26 protein-coding genes and 2 pseudogenes are annotated in these 24,998 nt (G+C 39.4%); 23 read left to right on the plus strand and 5 right to left on the minus strand.

What is annotated here, in order from left to right:
• Positions 1-122: 122 nt before the first annotated feature.
• Positions 123-998: a twin-arginine translocation signal domain-containing protein gene (locus tag QT76_RS00090; RefSeq protein ID WP_033616043.1), complete on the plus strand. Its 876-nt coding sequence runs from the start codon at positions 123-125 to the stop codon at positions 996-998.
• An 83-nt stretch (positions 999-1,081) separates the two neighbouring features.
• The gene (locus QT76_RS00095; RefSeq protein ID WP_001206520.1) at positions 1,082-1,297 is read left to right on the plus strand and encodes a hypothetical protein; all 216 of its coding nucleotides are present in this window, start codon (positions 1,082-1,084) and stop codon (positions 1,295-1,297) included.
• A 57-nt stretch (positions 1,298-1,354) separates the two neighbouring features.
• On the opposite strand, the gene QT76_RS00100 is transcribed toward QT76_RS00095, so the two are convergent.
• Complete coding sequence (locus QT76_RS00100) at positions 1,355-1,684, minus strand: zinc ribbon domain-containing protein YjdM (protein WP_001153395.1); 330 nt, start codon at positions 1,682-1,684, stop codon at positions 1,355-1,357.
• A gap of 267 nt (positions 1,685-1,951) precedes the next feature.
• On the opposite strand from QT76_RS00100, the pseudogene cdh reads away from it, so the two are divergent.
• From cdh to gmhA, 15 genes and pseudogenes are all read left to right on the plus strand, one after another.
• Positions 1,952-2,769 (plus strand): annotated as a pseudogene (gene cdh, locus QT76_RS00105) (CDP-diacylglycerol diphosphatase).
• 216 nt (positions 2,770-2,985) lie between these two features.
• On the plus strand, positions 2,986-5,142 hold the full coding sequence (flgE, locus tag QT76_RS00110) for a flagellar hook protein FlgE (RefSeq protein WP_033616046.1): 2,157 nt from the start codon (positions 2,986-2,988) through the stop codon (positions 5,140-5,142).
• Positions 5,143-5,200: 58 nt separating this feature from the next.
• Positions 5,201-5,554 carry a hydrogenase/urease nickel incorporation protein HypA gene (gene hypA, locus QT76_RS00115; protein ID WP_033616047.1) on the plus strand — a complete coding sequence of 118 codons (354 nt, stop codon included), beginning with the start codon at positions 5,201-5,203 and terminating at the stop codon, positions 5,552-5,554.
• Between the two features lie 3 nt (positions 5,555-5,557).
• On the plus strand, positions 5,558-6,019 hold the full coding sequence (gene mua, locus QT76_RS00120; protein WP_033616048.1) for a nickel-binding protein Mua: 462 nt from the start codon (positions 5,558-5,560) through the stop codon (positions 6,017-6,019).
• Positions 6,019-7,101, plus strand: coding sequence for a lipid-A-disaccharide synthase (lpxB, locus tag QT76_RS00125; RefSeq protein ID WP_033616049.1), 1,083 nt, complete (start codon positions 6,019-6,021; stop codon positions 7,099-7,101). Before mua ends, lpxB begins: the two co-directional genes overlap by 1 nt.
• A gap of 40 nt (positions 7,102-7,141) precedes the next feature.
• Positions 7,142-7,636, plus strand: a complete 495-nt coding sequence (gene greA, locus QT76_RS00130; protein ID WP_020972492.1) for a transcription elongation factor GreA — start codon at positions 7,142-7,144, stop codon at positions 7,634-7,636.
• Positions 7,626-8,063, plus strand: coding sequence for a dUTP diphosphatase (gene dut, locus QT76_RS00135; RefSeq protein ID WP_033616050.1), 438 nt, complete (start codon positions 7,626-7,628; stop codon positions 8,061-8,063). Before greA ends, dut begins: the two co-directional genes overlap by 11 nt.
• Complete coding sequence (locus tag QT76_RS00140; protein WP_033616051.1) at positions 8,060-8,716, plus strand: hypothetical protein; 657 nt, start codon at positions 8,060-8,062, stop codon at positions 8,714-8,716. The genes dut and QT76_RS00140 overlap by 4 nt, the downstream gene beginning before the upstream one ends.
• 4 nt (positions 8,717-8,720) lie before the next feature.
• Entirely contained in the window at positions 8,721-10,346 is a 1,626-nt protein-coding gene (gene pgbB / locus QT76_RS00145) for a plasminogen-binding protein PgbB (RefSeq protein ID WP_033616052.1), read from the plus strand.
• A 4-nt stretch (positions 10,347-10,350) separates the two neighbouring features.
• Positions 10,351-11,022, plus strand: a complete 672-nt coding sequence (locus QT76_RS00150) for a type III pantothenate kinase (protein ID WP_033616053.1) — start codon at positions 10,351-10,353, stop codon at positions 11,020-11,022.
• Positions 11,013-11,774, plus strand: a complete 762-nt coding sequence (locus tag QT76_RS00155; protein ID WP_033616054.1) for a sulfite exporter TauE/SafE family protein — start codon at positions 11,013-11,015, stop codon at positions 11,772-11,774. Before QT76_RS00150 ends, QT76_RS00155 begins: the two co-directional genes overlap by 10 nt.
• On the plus strand, positions 11,764-12,285 hold the full coding sequence (gene gmhB, locus QT76_RS00160; RefSeq protein WP_033616055.1) for a D-glycero-beta-D-manno-heptose 1,7-bisphosphate 7-phosphatase: 522 nt from the start codon (positions 11,764-11,766) through the stop codon (positions 12,283-12,285). Before QT76_RS00155 ends, gmhB begins: the two co-directional genes overlap by 11 nt.
• Before the next feature lie 8 nt (positions 12,286-12,293).
• Complete coding sequence (gene rfaD, locus QT76_RS00165) at positions 12,294-13,286, plus strand: ADP-glyceromanno-heptose 6-epimerase (RefSeq protein ID WP_033616057.1); 993 nt, start codon at positions 12,294-12,296, stop codon at positions 13,284-13,286.
• Positions 13,283-14,668 carry a D-glycero-beta-D-manno-heptose-7-phosphate kinase gene (rfaE1, locus tag QT76_RS00170; RefSeq protein ID WP_033616058.1) on the plus strand — a complete coding sequence of 462 codons (1,386 nt, stop codon included), beginning with the start codon at positions 13,283-13,285 and terminating at the stop codon, positions 14,666-14,668. The genes rfaD and rfaE1 overlap by 4 nt, the downstream gene beginning before the upstream one ends.
• Positions 14,661-15,239 (plus strand): D-sedoheptulose 7-phosphate isomerase, encoded by a 579-nt coding sequence (gene gmhA, locus QT76_RS00175; RefSeq protein WP_033616059.1) that lies wholly within the window; start codon positions 14,661-14,663, stop codon positions 15,237-15,239. Before rfaE1 ends, gmhA begins: the two co-directional genes overlap by 8 nt.
• 2 nt (positions 15,240-15,241) lie before the next feature.
• Here gmhA and QT76_RS00180 read toward each other — a convergent pair whose 3' ends face one another.
• The 3 genes from QT76_RS00180 to QT76_RS00190 form a co-directional block, all read right to left on the minus strand.
• Positions 15,242-16,336 carry a hypothetical protein gene (locus QT76_RS00180; protein WP_033616060.1) on the minus strand — a complete coding sequence of 365 codons (1,095 nt, stop codon included), beginning with the start codon at positions 16,334-16,336 and terminating at the stop codon, positions 15,242-15,244.
• A 9-nt stretch (positions 16,337-16,345) separates the two neighbouring features.
• Positions 16,346-17,881 carry an MBOAT family peptidoglycan O-acetyltransferase PatA gene (patA, locus tag QT76_RS00185; protein ID WP_033616061.1) on the minus strand — a complete coding sequence of 512 codons (1,536 nt, stop codon included), beginning with the start codon at positions 17,879-17,881 and terminating at the stop codon, positions 16,346-16,348.
• A gap of 145 nt (positions 17,882-18,026) precedes the next feature.
• On the minus strand, positions 18,027-19,004 hold the full coding sequence (locus QT76_RS00190; protein WP_033616062.1) for a GMP reductase: 978 nt from the start codon (positions 19,002-19,004) through the stop codon (positions 18,027-18,029).
• A 197-nt stretch (positions 19,005-19,201) separates the two neighbouring features.
• On the opposite strand from QT76_RS00190, the gene QT76_RS00195 reads away from it, so the two are divergent.
• Complete coding sequence (locus tag QT76_RS00195; protein WP_033616063.1) at positions 19,202-20,803, plus strand: ABC-F family ATP-binding cassette domain-containing protein; 1,602 nt, start codon at positions 19,202-19,204, stop codon at positions 20,801-20,803.
• Positions 20,800-21,759, plus strand: a complete 960-nt coding sequence (locus tag QT76_RS00200) for a COG2958 family protein (RefSeq protein WP_033616064.1) — start codon at positions 20,800-20,802, stop codon at positions 21,757-21,759. The genes QT76_RS00195 and QT76_RS00200 overlap by 4 nt, the downstream gene beginning before the upstream one ends.
• Before the next feature lie 23 nt (positions 21,760-21,782).
• Here the strand turns inward: QT76_RS00200 and QT76_RS00205 are convergent, their stop codons facing one another.
• Positions 21,783-22,469 carry a phosphatase PAP2 family protein gene (locus tag QT76_RS00205; RefSeq protein WP_033616066.1) on the minus strand — a complete coding sequence of 229 codons (687 nt, stop codon included), beginning with the start codon at positions 22,467-22,469 and terminating at the stop codon, positions 21,783-21,785.
• Positions 22,470-22,506: 37 nt separating this feature from the next.
• Here QT76_RS00205 and QT76_RS08475 point away from each other — a divergent pair.
• The 4 genes and pseudogenes from QT76_RS08475 to thiE all read left to right on the plus strand — a co-directional run.
• Positions 22,507-22,584, plus strand: a pseudogene (locus QT76_RS08475) (type I restriction endonuclease); the annotation flags it as partial.
• A gap of 176 nt (positions 22,585-22,760) precedes the next feature.
• Positions 22,761-23,540, plus strand: coding sequence for a hydroxyethylthiazole kinase (thiM, locus tag QT76_RS00210; RefSeq protein ID WP_033616067.1), 780 nt, complete (start codon positions 22,761-22,763; stop codon positions 23,538-23,540).
• Positions 23,537-24,346, plus strand: coding sequence for a bifunctional hydroxymethylpyrimidine kinase/phosphomethylpyrimidine kinase (thiD, locus tag QT76_RS00215; protein ID WP_033616068.1), 810 nt, complete (start codon positions 23,537-23,539; stop codon positions 24,344-24,346). The genes thiM and thiD overlap by 4 nt, the downstream gene beginning before the upstream one ends.
• Positions 24,339-24,998, plus strand: coding sequence for a thiamine phosphate synthase (thiE, locus tag QT76_RS00220; protein ID WP_033616069.1), 660 nt, complete (start codon positions 24,339-24,341; stop codon positions 24,996-24,998). The genes thiD and thiE overlap by 8 nt, the downstream gene beginning before the upstream one ends.

The following is a 24,998-nucleotide window of genomic DNA, read 5'->3' on the forward strand; positions in this document are numbered from 1 at the left end:
ATTTTTAGGGACGCTTTGTCTTTCAAAATTTAGGTTTTTGGATACTCATCAGTCCTTTGGTGGTGTGTCCTATTTTTTCATTCATTCAACGAATTTAAAAATTACAATAAAGAGTTATAGTTATGAAACGAAGGGATTTTATTAAAACGACTGCTTTAGGCGCTACAGGTGCTGTTTTAGGAGCACAGATTTTGCAGGCAGAAGAAAGCAAAGGGAGTGTTGCAAAATATAAAATAGAAGCTCAATACAGCATTGATTTTGATTCTGCAGAACACACTTCGCTTTTCATTCCCATGCCAAGTGTTGTAGCGAGCAATGTGCATTTACAAGGCAATCATGCCAGCTATAAAAGCATGCTCAATTTTGGAGTGCCTTATTTGCAAGTGGATTTTTTAAAAAGCGCTCAAAAAAAGCAAGTCCATTTGTCTTATGAGATCGCTAGCTATCAATTGAATGAGCGTTTGTTTGAAACGAGCGATTTTGTAGCAATGGGGCGTTATGAAAGAGACGATGCGAGCGTGGCTAACATTGCCAACCAGCTCAAGGGAACAACCCCTAAAGAAAGCGTTCGCAATTTTTATGCGTTCATCAAGCATGAGATGCCTAAGAGACAGAAGGCTTTAGAGGGTAAAGAAAATTTGCCTAAGCGTGAGAGTTTGCCTTGGTTTGCAACCATTTCAAAAGAGAGCATGTTTGTGTCCTTATGCCATGCGTGTGGGATTAAAAGCGCTGAAGTGCAAGGCTTGAAATTGGCTCAAAACAGCGTAGTGAAAAACGCTTCTAGGGTAGAAGTGTATTTGAAAGATTCCTTGTTAGCGTTTGATTTTCAAAATAATCACAAGGAAGTCTTTATCCCATTGAATCGCCATAAAGACATGCAGTTAGATTCTGCCTTATTGGCGACTTTTGGCGATGCCTTTGCCCTTGTGGATGGTAGGGATTTGAATAACTACGAGAGCAAGTTATTTGAAAAAAGAGTAACCTATAGCGCTGTCTAAAGGCATGGGATTTAGGAATCTTCCTTAATGGTGAGCTTTCCTTTTTAGGAGAGTTTGCAAAAAGGATTTGAAAGGGTTGTCTTATGCGAGAATTTTTTAAGAAACTTGGCACAGAATACGCTTCTAAGCTGTTTTTGGTTTATTGGCTTAGATGGATGTTGAGCGCGTTGGTGATGCTGCCTTTTATGGAGATTTTTTATTATTTTAATTTTCCGTTGTGGCTCAATCTTTTCTTGGGGCAAACCATTGGAGCGGTGATTTTTTTCAAGCTGGATAAGTTGATTTTTTCTAAAAAATGATTTTTACAAGCTTAAAAAGTCACTAAGTTTTTCTTACTCTTAAGCTTTTGTATTTTCCTAAGCTTTTTTGAGGAATTCAGATTTTAAAGACAGGCTCTGCCCTTCTATTTTACAATCCACATTGTGATCGCTATTGACAAGCTTGATGTTTTTGATTTTGGTGCCTTTTTTAAGCACTAAAGATGAACCTTTAACCTTTAAATCCTTAATGAGAATGACCGAGTCCCCATTTTGTAAAAGATTATTGTGGCAATCTTTAACAATCAATTCTTCATCATTAACTTCATTTTCATTCCATTCATACAAACAGCTAGGGCAAACCAATTGCGTGCCATCATGGTAGGTGTAGGCATCGTTGCATTTAGGGCATGGGGGTAAATCTTGCATGATAATCGTCCTTATTGTGGTATTAGTGTGATGATATTACCTAAATCAAGGTTATAAAACGCTTTATTTTGATAAGTATCAACCCCCTAAGATCGCATGGTGAAAAATTATCGCCTGCTTTTCGCAAACTATTTTGTTATGTTTATTTTAAAAAATGCCTTTGATTATTTTTTAAGTTCTCTTTAGCTAGTGAATGTTCAAAAATCTCTTTCTAAAAATAGGTTACTAAATGTTACCAATAAGTTAAAATTTGTTAAAATAATCATAATGATTAAAGATTTTAACCACTGTTGTAGAAAAATAACAAGAGAGTTTGTAAAAACTCTCATTAAAAACAAGGAGCAAAAAAGATGAAAAAAGCGGGCTTTCTTTTTTTAGCGGTGGTAGCTATCGCTGTTATGAGTTTAAACGCTAAAGATCCAAATGTGTTGCGTAAGATTGTTTTTGAGAAATGTTTGCCCAATTATGAGAAAAATCAAAATCCTTCGCCATGCATAGAAGTCAAACCCAATGCCGGCTATGTGGTTTTAAAAGATATTAATGGCCCGTTGCAATATTTGTTGATGCCAACAACTCACATTAGCGGTATTGAAAGCCCTTTGTTGCTTGATTCTTCTACGCCTAACTTTTTTTACTTATCTTGGCAGGCGCGCGAATTTATGAGTCAAAAATACGGCAAACCCATTCCCGATAGCGCGATTTCTTTGACGATCAACTCTCGCAAAGGTCGTTCGCAAAACCATTTGCATATCCACATTTCTTGCATTAGTCCTGAAGCGCGCGAACACCTGGATAACAATCTAAAAAACATCAACAGCCGCTGGTCGCCATTACCGGGAGGCTTGAACGGGCATAAATACTTGGCGCGTCGGGTAACAGAGAGCGAGTTAGCGCAAAAAAGCCCGTTTGTCATGCTTGCTAAAGAAGTGCCAGGAGCGCATAAGCGCATGGGGGATTATGGGTTAGCGGTGGTGCAACAAAATGACAACTCATTTGTCTTGTTAGCGACGCAATTCAACCTATTGACTTCCAATCGCGCTTCAGCCGAAGAAATTCAAGATCATGAATGCGAAATTTTAAATTGAAGCGAGTTAGGCTCTTAAGTTTGAGTGATAATTTTAAACAGCGTTATTAGGGGGTGGTGTTGCAAAACCCACTATCCCTTATGAGTTTGACTAACTTTTATCCATAACACTTCCAACAAAACCTTAAATCTGCAATCAATCGTTTTAAAAAGCCATTTAGGAACAACTTTTGCTTTATTTTACATAGATTGAATTTCTTTACATTAAAGGATAACCATGCTTAGGTCTTTATGGTCTGGTGTCAATGGGATGCAAGCCCACCAAATCGCTTTGGATATTGAGAGTAACAATATTGCTAATGTGAATACCACTGGTTTTAAATATTCTAGGGCTTCTTTTGTGGATATGCTTTCTCAAGTCAAACTCATCGCTACCGCACCCTATAAAAACGGGTTGGCAGGGCAGAATGACTTTTCTGTGGGGCTTGGGGTAGGCGTGGATGCGACGACTAAAATCTTTTCACAAGGCAATATCCAAAACACGGATGTCAAAACCGATCTAGCGATTCAAGGCGATGGCTTTTTTATCATTAGCCCTGATAGGGGGATCACGCGCAATTTCACCAGAGATGGGGAGTTTCTTTTTGACTCGCAAGGGAGTTTGGTTACCACCGGCGGGCTTGTGGTGCAAGGGTGGGTGAGAAACGGGAGCGATACCGGCAATAAAGGGAGCGATACGGACGCTTTAAAAGTGGATAACACCGGCCCCTTAGAAAACATTAGAATTGATCCTGGAATGGTGATGCCTGCTAGAGCGAGCAACCGCATTTCTATGAGGGCGAATTTAAACGCTGGAAGGCATGCGGATCAAACAGCGGCGATATTCGCTTTGGATTCTTCAGCCAAAACCCCTTCAGATGGCATTAATCCGGTGTATGATTCAGGCACGAATCTAGCTCAAGTCGCCGAAGACATGGGATCTCTATACAATGAAGATGGCGACGCTCTTTTATTGAATGAAAACCAAGGGATTTGGGTGAGCTATAAAAGCGCGAAAATGGTCAAAGACATCCTCCCTTCTGCAGAAAACAGCACGCTTGAGTTGAATGGGGTTAAGATTTCTTTCACGAACGATTCAGCGGTGAGCAGGACTTCAAGCTTAGTGGCGGCTAAAAATGCGATCAATGCAGTCAAAAGCCAAACGGGCATTGAAGCTTATTTAGACGGCAAGCAATTGCGTTTGGAAAACACCAATGAATTAGACGGCGATGAGAAGCTTAAAAACATTGTAGTTACTCAAGCCGGAACCGGAGCGTTCGCTAACTTTTTAGACGGCGATAAAGATGTAACGGCTTTCAAATACAGCTACACGCATTCTATTAGCCCTAATGCGGATATTGGGCAGTTTAGGACCACTGAAGACTTGCGCGCCTTAATCCAGCATGACGCTAATATCGTTAAAGATCCTAGTTTAGCGGACAATTACCAAGACTCAGCCGCTTCTATAGGGGTTACTGTCAATCAATACGGCATGTTTGAAATCAACAATAAAGACAATAAAAATGTCATTAAAGAAAATCTCAATATCTTTGTGAGCGGGTATTCTTCAGACAGCGTAACGAACAATGTTTTGTTTAAAAACGCGATGAAAGGGCTTAATACCGCTTCTTTAATTGAAGGGGGAGCGTCAGCGAGCAGTTCTAAATTCACCCACGCTACGCATGCGACAAGCATTGATGTGATAGACAGCTTAGGCACCAAACACGCCATGCGCATTGAGTTTTATAGGAGTGGGGGAGCGGAATGGAATTTTAGAGTGATCGTGCCTGAGCCTGGGGAATTAGTAGGGGGGTCAGCGGCTAGGCCTAATGTGTTTGAAGGAGGCCGTTTGCGCTTCAATAATGACGGATCGCTTGCAGGCATGAACCCGCCTCTTTTGCAATTTGATCCTAAAAATGGCGCTGATGCCCCCCAACGCATCAATTTAGCCTTTGGTTCCTCAGGGAGTTTTGATGGGCTAACGAGCGTGGATAAGATTTCTGAAACTTATGCGATTGAGCAAAACGGCTATCAAGCGGGCGATTTGATGGATGTTCGCTTTGATTCAGATGGGGTGCTTTTAGGAGCGTTCAGTAATGGCAGGACTTTAGCGCTCGCTCAAGTGGCTTTAGCGAATTTCGCTAACGATGCGGGCTTACAGGCTTTAGGCGGGAATGTCTTTTCTCAAACCGGAAACTCAGGGCAAGCCTTAATCGGTGCGGCTAATACGGGGCGTAGGGGTTCGATTTCAGGATCTAAACTGGAGTCTAGTAATGTGGATTTGAGCCGGAGTTTAACGAATTTGATTGTGGTTCAAAGGGGGTTTCAAGCGAACTCTAAAGCGGTAACCACATCCGATCAAATCCTTAATACCCTATTGAATCTTAAGCAATAAACTAAAGGATTACTCTAATACAATATAATAGGGGCTAATTTAAAGATTAAGGTTTAGTATGCATGAATACTCGGTCGTTTCTTCTTTAATCGCTCTTTGCGAAGAGCATGCAAAGAAAAATCAAGCCCATAAGATTGAAAGAGTCGTGGTCGGTATTGGTGAAAGAAGCGCTATGGATAAGAGCTTGTTCGTGAGCGCGTTTGAGACTTTTAGAGAAGAATCTTTGGTGTGTAAAGACGCTATTTTAGACATTGTAGATGAAAAGGTTGAATTGGAATGCAAGGATTGTTCGCATGTTTTTAAACCTAACGCATTAGATTATGGGGTGTGTGAGAAATGCCACAGCAAGAATGTCATTATCACTCAAGGCAATGAAATGCGTTTGTTGTCTTTAGAAATGTTAGCGAAATAACCGATGCAAGAAGAATTGAACGCTTACCAGCAAGAAATTGAATACACTAGAGGAGTTTTAAAAAAAATCCGTTTGGAATTGAAGCAAGTCCAAGAAATCTTGCGTAAGAAAAAGAGCGTTTTAAAAGGTTTGAAGCAAGAAATCTATCAAAAAAAATCAGAAAAAGAAAACTCCCGCTCAAACAAAGAAACGCAAAATACAGAAGAGGATGTGATTTTCCCTAAAGCCCTTGAAGAAGTGGAGGTTTTCACTAGTGATAATCAGGTTATCATGGCAAAACCATGTAAGCGTTTATTCAATGAAGGGCTTTACTTGCAATACCGCAGCGTTTTGCGCGAAAACAGGCTTTTAAAAAACCATCTTTCTAAAAAAGATTTTGAAAATTCGTTGCTCAAAATTGAATTGAGGGATTTGCATAAAGAAATCAAGCTCTATCAAGTCCAAAACCTTTTGAAAGACAAATAATGCCCACGATTTTAGTGAGCGCTTTAGAAGCGAGCTCTAATGTTCATTTAGAGGAGTTACGGCACAATTTGCCCAAAGATTATCGTTTCATTGGGGTGTTTGAAGGGGAAGACGCGCTCTATAGCCCTAGGGAATTTTCTGTCATGGGTTTTAGAGATGTGATAGGCCGTTTGGGGTTTTTACTCAAAGCCCATAAAGAAATGGTCCAATTAGCCAAACAAGCGGATATGGTGCTTTTAATGGATTCTTCTTCTTTCAATATCCCCCTAGCCAAAAAAATCAAAAAACAAGACCCGCATAAAAAAATCATGTATTATATTTTACCGCAAGTTTGGGCATGGAAAAAATGGCGCGCTAAAAGCCTTGAAAAATACTGCGATTTTTTGGGGGCGATTTTGCCTTTTGAAGTGGGCTATTACCAACAAAAAGCCCAATATGTAGGACACCCCTTACTAGATGAAATTAAATATTATAAAAAAGATATTAAGGGCGAAACTTTAGTTTTTATGCCAGGGAGCCGAAAAAGTGAAATCGCTAAAATGTTCCCTTTGTTTGTTGAAGTGGCTCGCATTTTGGAGCAAAACGAAGGGTTTAAAAGGCGTGTGTTGGTCGTGCCAAGTTTCTTTAAGGGGTTGGATTTGAAAGCCCTTTATGGAGAAGACATTAAATGTTTTGAAATTTCTTATGATGCACACAAGAGTTTATTTGAAGCGGAGTTTGCATTCATTTGCAGCGGCACGGCGACTTTAGAAGCCGCTCTGATTGGCACGCCTTTTGTGTTAGCGTATAGGGCTAAAACGATGGATTTTTTGATCGCTAGAATGTTTGTCAATTTGCATTACATAGGGTTAGCGAATATCTTTTATAACGCCTTAAATGATGAAACTCCAGGGCTTGGGGAGAGCCAGTTACACCCCGAACTGATCCAGCATTTTTTGAGCGTGGAGAGTTTGCTTAAGGCTTATAAAGACATGGATAGGGAGCGCTATTTTAAAGAAAGCTTGAGATTAAGGGAATATTTAGCCAGTGGGAGTAGCAGAAAAGTCGCCAAAGAGATGGCTTTTTTGCTGAATTTAACTTAATTTTTACTATAATCTCTACTGAATAAGCTTAGGAGATTAAATGAATAAAGAACCTATGAGTATGCATGGATACAATAAAATCTGTGCGGAATTGAAGCAATTAAAAGAGGTGGAACGGCCTAATATTGTGAAAGAAATTGATATTGCTAGAGGGCATGGGGATTTGAAAGAAAACGCTGAATACCATGCCGCTAAAGAAAAACAACGCTTCATTGAAGCGAGGATCGTGGATTTGAGCGAGATCATTTCTAACGCTCAAGTGATTGACCCAAGCGTTTTGACACACCATAAGGTGAGTTTTGGGAGCACGATTAAAATCCTTAATTTGGATAACGATAAAGAGTTTTCTTATACGATAGTAGGGAGCGTGGAGAGCGATCCGGCTAAAGGGTTGATTTCTTTTGGTTCGCCGATTGCAAAAAGCTTGATCGGCAAGAGCAAGGGCGATGCAGTCAGTATCCAATTGCCTAATGGGGAAAGCGATTTTGAAATTTTAGACATTTATTATAAAGAGATTCGTTTTGATGAAAATTAAAATCCAAAAAATCCACCCAAACGCCCTTATCCCTGAATACCAAACCGAAGGTTCTTCAGGCTTTGATTTGCATGCGGTAGAAAATGCAATCATCAAACCTCATAGCGTGGGGTTAGTGAGAATAGGGATTTGTTTGTCTTTAGAAGTGGGGTATGAATTGCAGGTGCGCACCCGTAGCGGATTGGCGCTGAACCATCAAGTGATGGTGTTAAATTCTCCTGGCACGGTGGATAATGATTATAGGGGCGAAATTAAGGTCATTTTAGCGAATTTGAGCGATAAAGATTTTGCAATCCAAGTAGGGGATAGGATCGCTCAAGGGGTGGTTCAAAAAACTTATAAAGCCGAATTTATAGAATGCGAACAATTAGATGAAACTTCAAGGGGGAGCGGGGGGTTTGGCAGCACAGGAGTGAGCAAGGCATGAGCATTAAGGAAAATTTAGAGCAGGTTAAGAGCGAGTTTAAAAGCGATGAAAAGCTTTTAGAGGGGGCGTTTAGATTAGAAAAATTTTTCAAGCGCTATAAGTGGGTTTTATTGTTTATCGTGGTGGCTTTTATCGCTTATTTGGGGGATACAAAGTTGCAAGATTACAAGCATGAGCAAACTAAAGAGCGGATCACTCAAATTTATAATGAAGCGCTAGAGAGTCCTAATAATATAGCCTTACAAAACAAACTCAAAGAAGTCGCCCCACAATTGTATGATTTGTATCAATTCGCCAGAGCGAGCGAGCATAACGATGTGAATGCGTTTAAAAAACTTTTGCAATCGTCTAATGAAATCGTCAAAACTTTTGCACAATATTCTTACGCATCGCTCTCTAGAGATAAAAACTTGCTTGAAAAAAGCCCCATTCTTAAAGAGATGAGCGCTTTGCAAGCGGTGGATTTATTGTATGAGGAAAATTCTAAAGATGCGATCACAAACGCGCATAAAAATTTATCAACTATCCCTCTAAGTTCTTCATTATATGCTATAATCTCTGTTTTAAAACATTATGGAATCTTAGAAGATACCCAACAAAACCCTTCCAAACCAACCCATCTAAAAAAAGAAACTATTCAAGGAACGCATTGATTTGATGAACAAACAATTTTTAATCTTACTGATAGCCCTGATGGTCTTCAGTGGCTGTAACATGAGAAAATACTTCAAACCCTCTAAATCCCAAGTTAAAGGCGAAGCGTATTTCCCTAACCATTTGCAAGAAAGTATCGTTTCGTCCAATCGTTATGGAGCCATTTTGAAAAATGGGGCGGTGATAGGCGATAAAGGTTTAACGCAGCTAAGAATCGGTAAGAATTTCAATTATGAAAGCAGTTTTTTAAATGAGAGTCAAGGGTTTTTTATCCTTGCGCAAGATTGCTTGAATAAAGTTGATGAAAAAACAAGAAAAAGCAAGGTGGCTAAAACTAAAGAAACGGAATTGAAATTAAAGGGCGTTGAAGCAGAAGTTCAAGATAAGGCCTGCCACCAGGTGGAATTGATTAGCAATAACCCTAACGCCAGTCAACAATCTATCATTATCCCTTTGGAGACTTTTGCCTTGAGCGCGAGCGTTAAAGAGAATCTTTTAGCGGTGGTGTTAGCGGACAATTCAGCGAATTTATACGACATCACTTCTCAAAAGTTGCTTTTTAGCGAGAAGGGTTCCCCGAGCACCACAATCAATTCTTTAATGGCGATGCCTATTTTTATGGATACGGTCGTGGTGTTCCCCATGCTAGATGGGCGTTTGTTAGTCGTGGATTATGTGCATGGAAACCCTACGCCTATTAGAAATATTGTTATTAGCAGCGATAAGTTTTTTAACAATATCACCTACCTTATCGTAGATGGCAATAACATGATCGCTTCTACAGGAAAGCGTATCCTTTCAGTGGTGAGCGGTCAAGAGTTCAACTATGATGGGGATATTGTGGATTTGCTCTATGATAAGGGGACTTTGTATGTGCTGACTTTAGACGGGCAGATCTTGCAAATGGATAAGAGTTTGAGGGAATTAAACAGCGTGAAATTGCCCTTTGCTTCGCTCAATACCATTGTATTGAATAATAATAAATTGTATTCTTTAGAAAAGCGCGGGTATGTGATAGAGGTGGATTTGAATAATTTTGATTCGTATAATGTCTATAAGACACCAACGATAGGTAGTTTCAAGTTTTTTTCATCTAATCGTTTGGATAAAGGGGTGTTTTATGACAAAAATCGGGTGTATTACGATCGCTATTATTTAGATTATAATGATTTTAAGCCAAAACTTTACCCCCATGCGGCTGATTTTAAGTCGTCTCAAAAAGGCGAAAAAGGGAACGCTCCTATTTATTTGCAAGAAAGGCATAAAGCTAAAGAAAACAAACAGCCTTTAGAAGAAAATAAAGTTAAGCCAAAAAATAGCGGGTTTGAAGAAGAGGAAGTTAAAACCAGAAGACCTGAGCCTACTAAGGATCAGAATAACGCTACCCAACAAGGCGAAACAAAAAACAATGAAAACAAAAACGCTCCTATCTTAAAAGAAAACGCCGTTAAAAAAGAAGCGCCAAAACCAAGCTCTAAAGAAGAAAAACGCCGCTTGAAAGAAGAAAAGAAAAAAGCCAAAGCCGAACAAAGAGCGAGGGAATTTGAACAAAGAGCGAGAGAGCATCAAGAAAGAGATGAAAAAGAGCTTGAAGAAAGAAGAAAAGCTTTAGAAATGAATAAGAAGTAGGCCTATGCCAGCTAGGCAATCTTTCAAGGATTTAAAAGACTTGATTTTATGCGATATAGGCAACACACGCATCCATTTCGTGCAAAACTACCAGCTCTTTTCAAGCGCTAAAGAAGATTTAAAGCGTTTGGGTATTCAAAAGGAAATCTTTTATGTTAGCGTGAATGAAGAAAATGAAAAAGCCCTTTTGAATTGTTACCCTAACGCTAAAAATATTGCAGGGTTTTTTCATTTAGAAACCGACTATATAGGGCTTGGGATAGACCGGCAAATGGCGTGTTTAGCGGTGGCTAATGGGGTTATAGTGGATGCGGGGAGCGCGATTACGATAGATTTAGTCAAAGAGGGCAAGCATTTAGGAGGGTGTATTTTACCCGGTTTAGCCCAATATATTCATGCGTATAAAAAAAGCGCTAAAATTTTAGAGCAACCTTTCAAAGCATTAGATTCTTTAGAAGTTTTACCTAAAAACACTAGAGACGCTGTGAATTACGGCATGATTTTGAGCGTCATTTCTTGCATCCAGCATTTAGCCAAAGATCAAAAAATCTATCTTTGTGGGGGCGATGCGAAGTATTTGAGCGCGTTTTTACCCCATTCTGTTTGCAAGGAGCGTTTGGTTTTTGACGGGATGGAAATCGCTCTTAAAAAAGCAGGGATACTAGAATGCAAATGATGCATCATTTGAGTTTTTTGGGCATGTTTTTAGCCGCTTTGAGCATGTCTTTAGGGCATTGTGTGGGCATGTGTGGGGGGATTGTGAGCGCGTTCAGTCAAATAAGATTTTCTAAAATTACAAGCTTTTCTTACCAGCTCACTTGCCATGCCCTCTATAATGTGGGGAGGATCAGCACTTACATGCTCTTAGGGGCTATAACGGCAGGTTTAGGGCATAGTCTTAGCGTGGGCATGGGTTTTAGAGGTGTTTTATTGATGAGCATGGGGATTATTTTAATCCTTTTAGCACTCTTGGGATCTAAAGCGGAAAAATTAAGCTTTCAAATCCCTTTCATCTCTTTTTTGATGAAAAAAACCTTGCAATCTCAAAACATTCTAGGGCTGTATTTTTTAGGCGTGCTGAATGGGTTTTTACCTTGCATGATGGTGTATTCGTTTTTAGCGAGCGTGATTCTCAGTCATAGCGCGTTTATGGGAGCGATGCTAGGCCTTTCTTTTGGGCTTGGCACCAGCGTGCCGTTGTTTTTAATGGGGATTTTTTTGAGCAAAATTTCCGTTTCTTACAGGAAATTTTTCAATCTTTTGTCTAAAGGCTTAATGGGGGTTTTTGGGCTTTATGTCCTTTATATGGGGATCATGCTCATTAGCCACCAAACACCCCATGCAATGCATTACCAAAGCGATATGATGCATCATCAAAACAGCACCACTCAGCATGATCATAAAGGAGTGCATTCGCATGAACACTAACAAAGCCCTTTTTTTGGACAGAGACGGCATTATCAATATTGACAAAGGTTATGTGAGTCAAAAAGAAGATTTTGAGTTTCAAAAAGGGATTTTTGAATTGCTAAAGCATGCGAAATCTTTAGGCTACAAACTGCTTTTAATCACCAACCAATCCGGGATCAACCGAGGCTATTACACCCTTAAAGATTTTGAAAACCTCACCGAATACCTCCAAGAAAGCTTGCTTAAAGAATTAGGTTTTAATCTGGATGGCGTCTATTTTTGCAGGCACGCCCCAGAAGAAAATTGCACTTGCAGAAAGCCAAAACCCTCTTTGATTTTGCAAGCCGCTAAAGAGCATCAAATTTGCTTGGAGCGATCTTTTATGATAGGCGATAAGGAGAGCGACATGTTAGCCGGCTTGAACGCTAAAGTTAAAAATAACCTTTTATTGAGCTCAAATTTTTTAAAAACTCCTCATTCTTGGATACAATGTAAAGATCTTAAAGAGATGATGGAACTAATCAAATAAGGATAGTAATGCGTTATATTGATGATGGATTAGAAAATCAAACGATTTTAATCACCGGTGGGGCTGGCTTTGTAGGCAGTAATCTGGCCTTTTATTTTCAAGAGAACCACCCTAAAGCTAAAGTAGTGGTTTTGGATAAATTCCGCAGTAACACGCTCTCTAGTAATAACCGCCCCAGTTCTTTAGGACATTTTAAGAATTTAATCGGTTTTAAGGGTGAGGTGATTGTAGCTGATATTAACAACCCTTTAGATTTAAGGCGTTTAGAAAAATTGCATTTTGATTATTTGTTCCACCAAGCGGCTGTCTCTGATACGACCATGCTGGATCAAAAATTAGTGATGAAAACCAATTATCAGGCTTTTTTAAACCTTTTAGAAATCGCTCGCTCCAAAAAAGCTAAAGTGATTTACGCTTCTTCAGCGGGCGTTTATGGCAACACCAAAGCCCCCAATGTGGTAGGCAAAAACGAAATCCCTGAAAATGTTTATGGCTTTTCCAAGCTTTGCATGGACGAATTTATTCTTTCGCATTCAAGCGATAACATTCAAGTGGGCTTAAGGTATTTTAATGTCTATGGGCCTAGGGAATTTTATAAAGAAAAAACCGCTTCCATGGTTTTGCAACTCGCTTTGCAAGCGATGGCGTTTAAGGAAGTCAAGCTTTTTGAATTTGGCGAGCAATTAAGGGATTTTGTCTATATTGAAGATGTGATCCAAGCGAATGTGAAAGCGATGAAGGCTCAAAAAAGCGGGGTTTATAATGTGGGCTATTCGCAAGCTAGAAGTTATAATGAAATCGTTAGCATTTTAAAAGAGCATTTAGGGGATTTTAAAGTGAGCTATATTAAAAACCCTTATGCTTTCTTCCAAAAGCACACCCAAGCGCATATTGAACCCACTATTTTGGATTTAGACTACACCCCCTTATACGATTTAGAAAGCGGTATTAAAGATTATTTGCCCCATATCCATGCGATTTTTAAAGGACAACACGCATGAAAAAAATCTTAGTCATAGGCGATCTGATCGCTGATTATTATTTGTGGGGGAAGAGCGAACGCCTTTCTCCTGAAGCCCCTGTGCCTGTTTTAGAAGTCAAAAAAGAGAGCAAGAATTTAGGCGGAGCGGCTAATGTGGCTAATAACCTTATCTCTTTAAAAGCTAAAGTCTTTTTATGTGGGGTAGTGGGCGATGATTTAGAAGGCAAGCATTTCATTAGCGCTTTAAAAGCAAGAGGGATTGACACTTCAGGCGTCTTAATAGATAAAACCCGTTGCACCACGCTTAAAACGCGTATCATCGCACAAAACCAGCAAATCGCGCGCGTGGATAAGGAAATCAAAGACCCCTTAAACGCTGATTTAAGAAAAAAACTTTTAGATTTTTTCACAGAAAAAATCCAAGAAATAGATGGCGTGATCCTTTCAGATTACAATAAGGGCGTGTTGGATTTTGAACTCACTCAAACAATGATCGCTCTAGCCAACCAACACCACAAGCTCATTTTATGCGACCCTAAAGGGAAAGATTATAGCAAATATTCTCATGCGAGTTTGATCACGCCTAATCGCGCGGAATTAGAACAAGCGCTCCATTTGAAATTAGACAGCCATGCGAATTTATTAAAAGCGCTCCAAATCTTAAAAGAAACTTATCATATCGCTATGCCTTTAGTAACCTTGAGCGAACAAGGCATCGCTTTTTTAGAACAAGGCGAGCTAGTCAATTGCCCCACTATCGCTAAAGAAGTTTATGATGTCACGGGAGCTGGCGATACGGTGATCGCATCTTTAACGCTTTCTTTATTGGAATCAAAGAGCCTAAAAGATGCTTGCGAGTTTGCCAATGCGGCTGCGGCGGTGGTGGTGGGTAAAATGGGGAGCGCATTAGCGAGTTTAGAAGAAATCGCTTTGATTTTAAACCAAACGCACCCCAAAATCCTCCCTTTAGAAAAGCTGTTAGAAACTTTAGATCAGCAAAAAATCGTTTTCACCAATGGCTGTTTTGATCTCCTCCATAAAGGGCATGCGAGCTATTTGCAAAAGGCTAAAGCTTTAGGGGATATTCTCATTGTGGGGTTAAATAGCGATAATTCCATTAAAAGGCTTAAAGGGGATAAACGCCCCATAGTGAGCGAAAAAGACAGAGCGTTCCTTTTAGCGAGCCTGTCTTGCGTGGATTATGTCGTGGTGTTTGAAGAAGATGCACCCATAAAATTAATTCAAGCCCTAAAGCCTGATATTTTAGTCAAGGGAGCGGACTATCTCAATAAAGAAATCATAGGGAGCGAGTTTGCTAAAGAAACCCGTTTGATAGAGTTTGAAGAAGGTTATTCCACAAGCGCTATCATAGAAAAAATTAAAAGGACACATAATGATTGATGATTTGATTCAAAAAGAATTTTTAGCCCATAAGGAAGCGTTAGAAAAAAGCTTAGAGAGTTTGCAAGAAGCGTTAAAGCAAAGCGTTCATCTTTTGATAGAAACTTTAGAAAATCAAGGGAAAATCCTTATTTGCGGTAACGGGGGGAGCGCTAGCGATGCGCAGCATTTTGCCGCTGAATTGACCGGGCGCTATAAATTAGAAAGGAAAGGCTTGAGCGCGATAAGCCTTAATACCGATACCTCAGCCCTTACCGCCATTGCGAACGATTATGGTTATGAAGAAGTGTTTGCCAGACAAGTGGAAGCGCTAGGGAATAAAGGAGATATTCTAATAGGGATTTCTACAAGCGGTAATTCCAAAAATGTCTTAAAAGCTTATGAAAAAGCCAAAGATTTAGGGATGAAAACGCTTAGCTTAGCGGGGCGTGATGGGGGGAAAATGAAGCCTTTAAGCGATATGGCTTTGATTGTCCCTAGCGATGATACCCCACGAATCCAAGAAATGCACATTCTTATGATCCACATCTTATGCGATTGCATTGAAAGGCATTTCGCTCGTAAAAATTAGCCCTAATTTTGAATTTCTTTAGGGATTTGATAGTTTTCTATCGTTTGGATGAGTTGTTGCTTGAAGGAATCAATGTTATTGGGAGTGAGTAGATATCTCTTGCTCGCTATGGCTTGCAAGACTTCTTTGGAACCTATGGGGTCATAATGCCCTATATCCTTATAGTGTTTTATCTCTTTAGCTAATGGCATGGTGCGTAGGTCATGGATTTCTGCATTAGGGTATTTTAAAAGCGTTTTTAAGGCGTTGTGGATGGTGTTTAGATTGCGTGTTAAAATGGTATGGTTATAAACCTTATATTTTAAAAGCGAGTCCGTTCTTGTCCATAAAATAAAATGTTTATCGCTGTGTTTTTGAATAAAATCCCCTAGCTGTTTGGTGATTTTATAAGCATTTTCTTCATCTATGGCTAATTGATTAGGATTTTTTAACGCTGATAAATAGGATCTTTTCACATTATCCAGCGTATAGTCATAGGGGTTATTATGACCAAACATGAAATTATAATCATAACGATTTAAAACGCTATTGCAAAAATCATATAATTGGAACCAAGAATTGAATTTGCAAAAAGATTTTTCTTTAATTTTGAGGTAATCTTTAGAAAAGTAGAACAACGCGTTTTTAAAGACTCTAAAGTTGTATAAATACACAAAACCTCCAGTAAAATAGGGGTATTCAAAAAAGTATTTGGAGCGCTTGTTCAAACCCCCACCAAGTAAGGCTAAATCCATAGCGATGGTATCTACTGGTTGGTGTTTAAAAGCAAAAGAAAGGAGCGATAACGCTTCTTTAATACTGATGCCAGAGACGGTGAGTTTGATGGGTTTTTCCAACCCTAATAAGTTATGAATATCTTTAAGGCTAAAATTCAAGCTTATGCTTGAGCCTATTAACAAGCTGTTATAAGAGTAATGTTTAACAACCCCTTCAAAAGGCAATAAAGTTCCCCCAATTCTTTCATGCCAATCAATGGGGTATTTTGCTTTCCTGAAATACTCAAAAGGATCGATTAGATAATTAAACAATCCAACGCCTATAAGAAGAGAGAGGCAAAAAGAAACAATGATTAAAGTTTGTTTTTTATAAAACTCCATGCTAGTGTCCTAAAAATTAAAATACAAAAAGACGGATTGAGAACTGGCAAAAATAGATAAAAAACCTACAGAGAGCAACAAACAAGCGCTTGTCGTTTTAATCCAATCCATTTGATTAGATTGGTATAAATAGGAACTATTTTTTAAACAAAAAGAGATGATTACCATCAAAACACACATTTTAAATGTGGGGGATGCATACATCATGGTGTGCATGATCATGTTATCATTGACACGATTTAAAAAGTCTGATGCCTCTTTTGAAAGATGACAAAGCGAAACACCATTCAAACCAACCATCCCCTTTAAAACCTTCAAAGCGCTATTCAAATCCTTCGCCCTAAAAAACACCCATGCAAGATTGATAAAATTAAAAGTGATGAACCACGCTAAAATCTTTGGCATAGTGAAATGAAATTTTCTAGCGCTATAAGAATACGCTCTATGAACGCTCAAAGCAATCCCATGCAATAATCCCCAAATGATAAAAGTCCAACCAGCCCCATGCCAAAACCCCCCAATCAAAAACACTAAAATTAAATTCCTATACACGATTAATTCTTTCACTCTATTACCCCCTAAAGGGATATATAAATACTCTTTTAAGAAGTGGCTCAAAGTGATATGCCACCTCCTCCAAAAATCTTGGATATTCAAGGCCTTATAGGGGCTATTAAAATTGATAGGGAGTTTGATATTGAAAAAGAGGGCAATGCCTATAGCCATATCGCAATAACCGCTAAAATCAAAATACAGCTGGAACGAATAAGATAAAGACGCCATCCATGCTTGAATAAAACTTAAGCTAGCCGCCTTATCAAATCCAAAATCGGCAAAATGAGCGATATTATCCGCAATCACGACCTTTTTAAACAAACCGATAGAAAAGATAAACAATCCTAAAGCGATATTTCTGTAATTCAAAAATTGATTGTTTTTATCTTTAAATTGAGGCATCATCTCACTATGATGCACAATGGGTCCTGCAATGAGTTGAGGGAAGAAACTCACAAATAAAGCGTAATCTAAAAAATGCGAAAATGAAAAAAATGAAGGAGGGGGATTTAATAAAATAGGAGCGTTTTCACTCTCTCTCTCGTTTTGGGCTGCATGTATTTGATTTTGCTTGTAAGTGTCCATCAAGTAAGCGATTTGTTGCAAAGTAAAAAAGCTGATCGCTAAAGGCAAGATTAAATGCAAGGTTTCAAAATGGCTCTTCCATATTAGATTGAAGTTGGTTAAGAAAAAATCAGTATATTTGAAAAATCCTAAAAGCGAAACATTAGCGATCAAGCCCAAAATAAGCCATAATCTTTTATAGGCATTTTGCTGGGTGATTTTCAAAGCCACAAAATAATTAAAAATAATAGAGCCAACCAATAAGGGCAAATACTTCACATTCCAAAAAGCATAAAAAAACAAACTAGCCAATACGAGCCATAGTTTAGGGAATAGGGGATTTTTAACATAAGCTTGCAAGATAAAATACCCTAAAAAGACAACAGGCAAAAAAGCAAAGATGAATAACGGCGTGTTGAATAACAAAACAAAAACCCTTAAGATTGAGATGATGGAAGCTAACATTATATAAAAAAAAAAAAATGATCCAACAAGACGCGATGAAAATAAAGAAAGGATCAAAAAACAACAAAAATCCAAGTCAAAGCAAATTGTTTTTCATTGATCTTTTTTAGATTGTGTCCCCATTGAAAATTGAATTTTTCACAATCACGTAATCCACTTTTCGAATCGCTTCAAGGTCTCTCCCGCCCGCATAGGAGATTGAAGATTGCAAATCTTGATGCATTTCAACCAGCGTATCTTTTAACGAGCCTTTATGTTGGATCCAAATTTTCTTGCCTTCAATATTTTTCTTTTCACCTTTTTGGAACTCTGATGCCGAACCGAAATATTCTTTATAGGCGACACCATTTTCTATTTTTGTTTCTCCAGATGATTCTTCATGCCCTGCAAAGAGCGAGCCAATCATTACCATTGTCGCGCCAAAGCGTATTGATTTTGCAATATCCCCATGCGTGCGAATGCCGCCATCTGCAATAATGGGCTTTCTTGCTGCTTTAGCGCACCACCTAAGAGCCGCTAGTTGCCAACCACCCGTGCCAAAGCCTGTTTTGATTTTAGTGATACACACCTTCCCAGGTCCAATGCCAACTTTCGTAGCGTCAGCACCGGCGTTCTCTAATTCACGGACCGCTTCTGGCGTGCCCACATTCCCGGCAATCACAAAAGTTTCGGGAAAACGCGTTTTGATGCGTTGGATCATTTCAATGACAGAATTTGAATGGCCATGCGCAATATCGATTGTGATATAGTCTGGCGTTAATCCTTGTTTGGCTAACTCTTCTATCAAAAGATATTCTTCCTTTTTCACCCCAACGCTGATGGAACTGATCCATTGGCGTTCTTTCATTTTTTTGACAAACGGGATTCTTGTCGATCCATTAAAGCGGTGCATGATATAGAAATAGCCATTTTCTGCTAGAAATTCTGCGATCGATTCGTTGATGATTGTTTGCATGTTGGCTGGGACTATGGGCATTTTAAACGCGTGTTTGCCTAGAATAACGGTCGTATCGCATTCTGAACGGCTATTCACAATGCATTTATTAGGAATGAGTTGGACATCTTCGTAATCAAATACTTTCATTGACACGATCCTTTTTTGCTTTAAAACATTATTTTTACCTTAAATTGAATAAAAAATCAAGAGGAAATGATATAGGCTCGATCAAATTTTGGGCGTCAAAGACCTTATGAATAACCATAATAAGCAAGGGTTACAATATTGCAAAGAAAACGCTACAATAAACTTTCTCTAATCACAAAAAATAAGGAAATCATAAGATGCTACAAACCATCAACTTAACGCAACGCTATGCGACTAAAAAATTGTTTGAAAACGTGAATATCAAGCTGGATAAAAACAAGCGCTACGGGCTGATTGGGGCTAATGGGGCAGGAAAGTCCACTTTTTTAAAGATTTTGAGCAAGAGCATTGATTGTAGCAGTGGGGAAGTCATCATCACAAGCGGGATGAGAATGGGGGTTTTAGGGCAGGATCAATACGCTTTTGAAGATTTGAGCCTTAAAGATGCGGTTTTAATAGGCAACAAGCGTTTGTATGACGCTATCAAAGAAAAAGAGCGCTTATACACTGAAGGGGATTTGAGCGATGATAAAGTGAATGCGAGACTAGGGGAGTTAGAAACCATTTGCGTAGAAGAAGATCCCATGTATGAATGCGAAGTGGTGATTGAAAAGATTTTAGAAGATTTAGGCATTCCTAGCTCTAGGCATAACGATTTGATGAAAACCTTGCCAAGCAGCGATAAATTTAAAATCCTTCTCGCTCAAGTCTTATTCCCTAAACCGGATATTTTGCTTTTAGATGAGCCGACCAACAACCTGGATTTAAACGCCATTGAATGGCTAGAAAACAACCTCAAACGCCATGAAGGCACGATGGTCGTCATTAGCCATGACAGGCATTTTTTAAACGCGGTATGCACGCATATTTTGGATTTGGATTTTCACAGCGTGCGCGAATTTAGCGGGAATTATGACGATTGGTATATCGCTTCCACTCTGATCGCTAAACAGCAAGAGGCCGAACGCAATAAAAAACTCAAAGAAAAAGAAGAGCTAGAAAAATTCATCGCGCGCTTTAGCGCTAACGCTTCTAAAGCCAAGCAAGCCACCAGCCGCCAAAAACAACTGGATAAATTAGACATTCAAAGCTTAGCGGTATCTAGTAGGAGGGATCCTAGCATTATTTTTAAACCCAAACGCACCATTGGTAATGAAGCCTTAGAATGCGAAAACGTCTCTAAAAGTTATGACGGGCAAATGGTTTTAAATCAAGTGAGCCTGAAAGTGATGCCTAAAGATAAAATCGCCCTCATAGGGCCAAACGGCGTGGGTAAATCCACGCTTTGTAAAATTCTAGTAGAAGAGTTAAAGCCGGATACGGGCGTGGTGAAATGGGGAGCGACCGTTTCAAAAGGCTATTTCCCTCAAAACGTGAGCGAAGAAATTAGCGGCGAAGAGACCTTGTATCAATGGCTTTTTAATTTCAATAAAAAGATTGAAAGCGCTGAGGTTAGGAACGCTTTAGGGAGGATGCTGTTTAATGGCGAAGAGCAAGAAAAGTGCGTGAACGCTTTAAGCGGAGGCGAAAAGCATAGAATGGTTTTATCCAAGCTCATGCTAGAGGGGGGGAATTTCTTAGTCTTAGATGAGCCAACCAACCACTTGGATTTAGAAGCGATTATCGCACTAGGTGAAGCGCTCTTTAAATTTGATGGGGCAGTGATTTGCATAAGCCACGACAGAGAGCTCATTGATGCGTATGCTAATAGGATCATTGAATTAGTCCCAAGCCCTAAAGGCGCTTCAATCATTGATTTTAAAGGCAGTTATGAAGAGTATTTAGCGAGCAAAAAATGAAACCGCAAGACATTGAAATCGTTCAAAGCGTTTTAGAAGCGATTAAAGAGCCTATCAAAGTTACTGAGATTTATAATAAAGCCAAAGAGCTTTTTGAAAAAGGCGAGATTACAAAAATGTTTGATTATTGGGGCAACACTCCACACCAAAGCGTTAGTGCCTTTATTTATACCGCCTTAAAAAATGGCGAAGAAGTGCCTTTTTTGAAAGCGCAAGAAAAGCCGGTTTTAATCGCTTTAAAAGATGCGGCTAAAGAGCCGGTTTTAAACATAGAAAAGCCCGGCGCTTCAAGCGTTAAAATCGTGCATAATAAAATCATGCATGAAAGGGATTTGCACCCCTTTTTAACTTACATGGCTTTTTATAATGAAAATTTGAAATGCTACACGAAAACCATTTTGCATGAAGAGAGTTCAAAATCGCCAAAAGGCATGGACAGGTGGCTTTATCCGGACATGGTGGGGGTTAGGTTTTTGCATGCTGAATTGTCTAATGAAAATTTAATCGCTTTTTCTAAGAAATTTGACACTTTACCCATTAAACTGGTGAGCTTTGAATTGAAAAAAGAAATCAGCGTGCATAATTGCAGGGAGTGTTATTTTCAAGCGATTTCTAACAGCTCGTGGGCTAATGAGGGGTATTTGGTGGGCCGTCATATTGATACGCATAATCCCCAACTCATGGATTTGTTGAAGCGTTTGCATGCGAGTTTTGGGATTGGCGTGATTGATTTAAGAACTGATGAGGATAAAAGCGCTATTTTATTGAACGCTAAATACAAAGAAAAAATTGATTACACCGTGGCTTTAGAGCTTAGCGAGAAAAATCCAACATTCAGCGGTTTTTTAAAAAGCGTTGTGGATTATGATCCGGATTTCCCAAACCGCTATAAAGATGAATTTGATGAGGTTAAAAAGAAAGAGGAGTTATACCCTAACCCATCACTTTCTTTTTAAAAAATGAGGTTTTAAAAAACGCTTCAAGCGGCTTTATAAGGGCGTTTCAAAAACCCTAAATAAAGCGCTAAAGAGCAACACGACCAAGCAATCCCTAATAAAAACCCTCCTAAAACATCGCTAGGGTAATGCACGCCCAAATAAACCCTATCATACGACATTAAAACAATCCAAAAAAGTAAAATGATAGCGCCAATAGTTTTAGTGCGATTGTTTGCGTTAGAATAGCATAACAACAACGCCAAGGAGCCGTAAAAAAGCGCTGAAGCTAAAGCATGCCCGCTGGGGAAACTAAAGCCATGCGCGAAAACCAATTCGCCATTGGTTACAGGCCGTGGGCGCGCCACTAAAAGCTTAAGGGATTTTAAGGTGAATTCACCTAATAAGATGCTAAAGAAAAACCACACCCCCAAAGCGATGCGTTTTTGAAACCCAAACCACAAGCCAATGAGTAAGGCTATAGGGGTGGTGAGCTTGCTTTGCGCAAACCATGTGCTAAAAAACACGAAAGAAAGCCACGCGCTTTTTTGAATGGGGGCAGGGTTGCGGATCAAGTCTATAAAAAACAAATCCAATTGTTGCACCCACTCTTTTTGAAAAGCCACCCCGCTTATCACGATGCCAAACAAAATAAAAAAGACGATCCCCACAATCCCAAGCGTTTTAGCCGCTTTTTTTTCTCTTACGCTGATTGTTCTGTCAAATACCATTCAAATCCCTTTTAAAAAATGACTTTTAAAAAATGGGATTATAGCTTATTTATCCCACAAACGCACAGAAAACGCAAGGAATAAAAAAATAATATTCTTTGATATAATGAAACCTTTCTCGCTTTTTCCACCGCTTTTGTGATCTCACTAGCGCTATATTTAAGAAAAATGAGGTCAAAAAAGATGAGGTTAATGAAAAATAGTTCATGAACGCTTTTGCATTAAATTTCAAAAACAGCGCCAATCAATGGATTTTTTGTATAAAATAAAAAAAATTTAAGGAGGCTTGTGATGTTAAAAGAATTACGCCAAAAACGCCCTTTAGTGCATAATATCACCAATTATGTGGTGGCGCAATTTGTGGCTAATGGTTTGTTAGCTTTAGGGGCATCGCCTTTAATGAGCGATGCGATTGATGAGATGCAAGATTTAGCGAAAATTTCTGACGCGCTCGCTATTAATATTGGCACCCTTAATGATCGCACCATTTTATGCGCTAAAGAGGCTATCAAACATTACAAGGCTTTGAATAAACCCATTGTGTTAGATCCTGTGGGGTGTTCAGCGAGCGCTTTGCGCTATAACACAAGTTTAGAGTTTTTAGAAAGCGAAGGGATTAGTGCGCTTAGGGGCAATGCTGCAGAATTAGGCTCTTTAGTGGGTATTTCTTGCGAAAGTAAGGGGTTAGACTCTCATGATGCCAACACGCCTATAGAAATTGTCAAACGAGCGGCTCAAAAATATTCTGTGATAGCGGTGATGACGGGTAAAATAGATTACGTGAGCGATGGGAAAAAAGTTTTGAGCATCAGTGGGGGGAGCGAATATTTGACTGCAATTACAGGGGCTGGGTGTTTGCATGCAGCGGCGTGCGCGAGCTTTTTGAGTTTGAAAAAAGACCCCTTAGATTCTATGGCGCAACTTTGCGCTTTCTATAAACAAGCCGCTTTTAATGCGCAAAAAAAAGCGTTAGAAAATAACGGCTCTAATGGTTCGTTCTTGTTTTATTTTTTAGACGCTTTAAGCTTGCCCATAAAGTTAGAAAATAGCCTTATTAAGGAAGAGTTGTGAAAGTTTATCCGCAAGTTTTAAGCATCGCTGGTAGCGATAGCGGTGGGGGCGCTGGGATACAGGCCGATTTGAAAGCGTTCCAAACTTTGGGCGTGTTTGGGACAAGCGTGATCACTTGCATCACCGCGCAAAACACACAGGGCGTGCATGGGGTGTATCCATTGAGCGTAGAGAGCGTGAAAGCGCAAATCCTAGCCATTAGAGATGATTTTTCTATCAAGGCGTTCAAAATGGGGGCGTTATGCAATAATCAAATCATTGAATGCGTAGCGGACGCTTTAGAAACTTGCGATTTTGGGTTGTGCGTTTTAGATCCGGTCATGGTGGCAAAAAATGGGGCTTTGCTTTTAGAAGAAGAGGCGATTTTAAGCTTAAAAAAACGCCTTTTACCCAAAACCAATTTACTAACCCCTAACCTCCCTGAAGTTTATGCGCTCACAGGCGTTCAAGTGCGAGACGATAAAAGCGCTTCAAAAGCGATGGGTATTTTAAGGGATTTAGGCGTTAAAAACGCTGTGATTAAAGGGGGGCATACGGAGCATTTTCAAGGGGAATTTAGCAACGATTGGGTGTTTTTAGAAGATATTGAATTTATCTTAAACGCCAAGCGATTCAACACCAAAAACACGCATGGCACGGGTTGTACTTTGTCTAGCTTGATTGTGGGCTTACTCGCTCAAGGGTTGGATTTAAAAAACGCTATCACAAAGGCTAAAGAGCTTTTAACTATCATCATTCAAAACCCCTTAAATATTGGGCATGGGCATGGGCCTTTGAATTTGTGGAGCATCAAAAAGCATGTTTGATGCGAATTGTTTGAAACTCATGTTTGTGGCTGGTTCGCAAGATTTCTACCACATAAAGGGCGGTAAAAACGATAGGATAAACGCACTTTTAGAGACTTTAGAATTAGCCTTAAAATCTCAAATCACAGCGTTTCAATTCCGCCAAAAAGGCGATTTAGCCTTACAAGATCCTGTTGAAATCAAACGATTAGCCCTAGAGTGTCAAAAATTATGCCAAAAATACGGCACGCCTTTTATTATTAATGATGAGGCGCGACTCGCGCTAGAATTAAAGGCTGATGGCGTGCATGTGGGGCAAGAAGACATGGCCATAGAAGAGGTAGTAACTTTATGCCAAAAGCGCCTTTTTATCGGTTTGAGCGTCAATACTTTGGAGCAAGCCCTAAAAGCGCGCCATTTAGATCGCATAGCCTATTTAGGGGTAGGCCCTATTTTCCCCACACCATCTAAAAAAGACGCTAAAGAAGTTGTGGGCGTCAATCTTTTAAAAAAAATACACGATAGCGGGGTGAAAAAACCCCTCATAGCGATTGGAGGTATCACGACAGATAACGCTTCAAAATTACAAAAATTCAGTGGTATCGCAGTCATTAGTGCGATCACGCAAGCCAAAGATAAAGCCTTAGCAATTGAAACACTTTTAAAAAAATGA

The organism is Helicobacter pylori SA37A, from assembly GCF_000476015.1.
In the GTDB taxonomy this organism is placed as follows: domain Bacteria; phylum Campylobacterota; class Campylobacteria; order Campylobacterales; family Helicobacteraceae; genus Helicobacter; species Helicobacter pylori_DB.

What these genes read in the sequence shown, in the direction of transcription:
- QT76_RS00195 (WP_033616063.1), top strand. Translation starts at nt 19,202, where the DNA reads ATGCTACAAACCATCAACTTAACGCAACGCTATGCGACTAAAAAATTG.
- flgE (WP_033616046.1), top strand. Translation starts at nt 2,986, where the DNA reads ATGCTTAGGTCTTTATGGTCTGGTGTCAATGGGATGCAAGCCCACCAA.
- hypA (WP_033616047.1), top strand. Translation starts at nt 5,201, where the DNA reads ATGCATGAATACTCGGTCGTTTCTTCTTTAATCGCTCTTTGCGAAGAG.
- greA (WP_020972492.1), top strand. Translation starts at nt 7,142, where the DNA reads ATGAATAAAGAACCTATGAGTATGCATGGATACAATAAAATCTGTGCG.
- QT76_RS00150 (WP_033616053.1), top strand. Translation starts at nt 10,351, where the DNA reads ATGCCAGCTAGGCAATCTTTCAAGGATTTAAAAGACTTGATTTTATGC.
- rfaE1 (WP_033616058.1), top strand. Translation starts at nt 13,283, where the DNA reads ATGAAAAAAATCTTAGTCATAGGCGATCTGATCGCTGATTATTATTTG.
- thiM (WP_033616067.1), top strand. Translation starts at nt 22,761, where the DNA reads ATGTTAAAAGAATTACGCCAAAAACGCCCTTTAGTGCATAATATCACC.
- lpxB (WP_033616049.1), top strand. Translation starts at nt 6,019, where the DNA reads ATGCCCACGATTTTAGTGAGCGCTTTAGAAGCGAGCTCTAATGTTCAT.
- QT76_RS00155 (WP_033616054.1), top strand. Translation starts at nt 11,013, where the DNA reads ATGCAAATGATGCATCATTTGAGTTTTTTGGGCATGTTTTTAGCCGCT.
- QT76_RS00190 (WP_033616062.1), bottom strand. Translation starts at nt 19,004, where the DNA reads ATGAAAGTATTTGATTACGAAGATGTCCAACTCATTCCTAATAAATGC.
- dut (WP_033616050.1), top strand. Translation starts at nt 7,626, where the DNA reads ATGAAAATTAAAATCCAAAAAATCCACCCAAACGCCCTTATCCCTGAA.
- rfaD (WP_033616057.1), top strand. Translation starts at nt 12,294, where the DNA reads ATGCGTTATATTGATGATGGATTAGAAAATCAAACGATTTTAATCACC.
- QT76_RS00090 (WP_033616043.1), top strand. Translation starts at nt 123, where the DNA reads ATGAAACGAAGGGATTTTATTAAAACGACTGCTTTAGGCGCTACAGGT.
- gmhB (WP_033616055.1), top strand. Translation starts at nt 11,764, where the DNA reads ATGAACACTAACAAAGCCCTTTTTTTGGACAGAGACGGCATTATCAAT.
- thiE (WP_033616069.1), top strand. Translation starts at nt 24,339, where the DNA reads ATGTTTGATGCGAATTGTTTGAAACTCATGTTTGTGGCTGGTTCGCAA.
- gmhA (WP_033616059.1), top strand. Translation starts at nt 14,661, where the DNA reads ATGATTGATGATTTGATTCAAAAAGAATTTTTAGCCCATAAGGAAGCG.
- QT76_RS00140 (WP_033616051.1), top strand. Translation starts at nt 8,060, where the DNA reads ATGAGCATTAAGGAAAATTTAGAGCAGGTTAAGAGCGAGTTTAAAAGC.
- QT76_RS00095 (WP_001206520.1), top strand. Translation starts at nt 1,082, where the DNA reads ATGCGAGAATTTTTTAAGAAACTTGGCACAGAATACGCTTCTAAGCTG.
- QT76_RS00200 (WP_033616064.1), top strand. Translation starts at nt 20,800, where the DNA reads ATGAAACCGCAAGACATTGAAATCGTTCAAAGCGTTTTAGAAGCGATT.
- QT76_RS00180 (WP_033616060.1), bottom strand. Translation starts at nt 16,336, where the DNA reads ATGGAGTTTTATAAAAAACAAACTTTAATCATTGTTTCTTTTTGCCTC.
- pgbB (WP_033616052.1), top strand. Translation starts at nt 8,721, where the DNA reads ATGAACAAACAATTTTTAATCTTACTGATAGCCCTGATGGTCTTCAGT.
- mua (WP_033616048.1), top strand. Translation starts at nt 5,558, where the DNA reads ATGCAAGAAGAATTGAACGCTTACCAGCAAGAAATTGAATACACTAGA.
- QT76_RS00205 (WP_033616066.1), bottom strand. Translation starts at nt 22,469, where the DNA reads ATGGTATTTGACAGAACAATCAGCGTAAGAGAAAAAAAAGCGGCTAAA.
- QT76_RS00100 (WP_001153395.1), bottom strand. Translation starts at nt 1,684, where the DNA reads ATGCAAGATTTACCCCCATGCCCTAAATGCAACGATGCCTACACCTAC.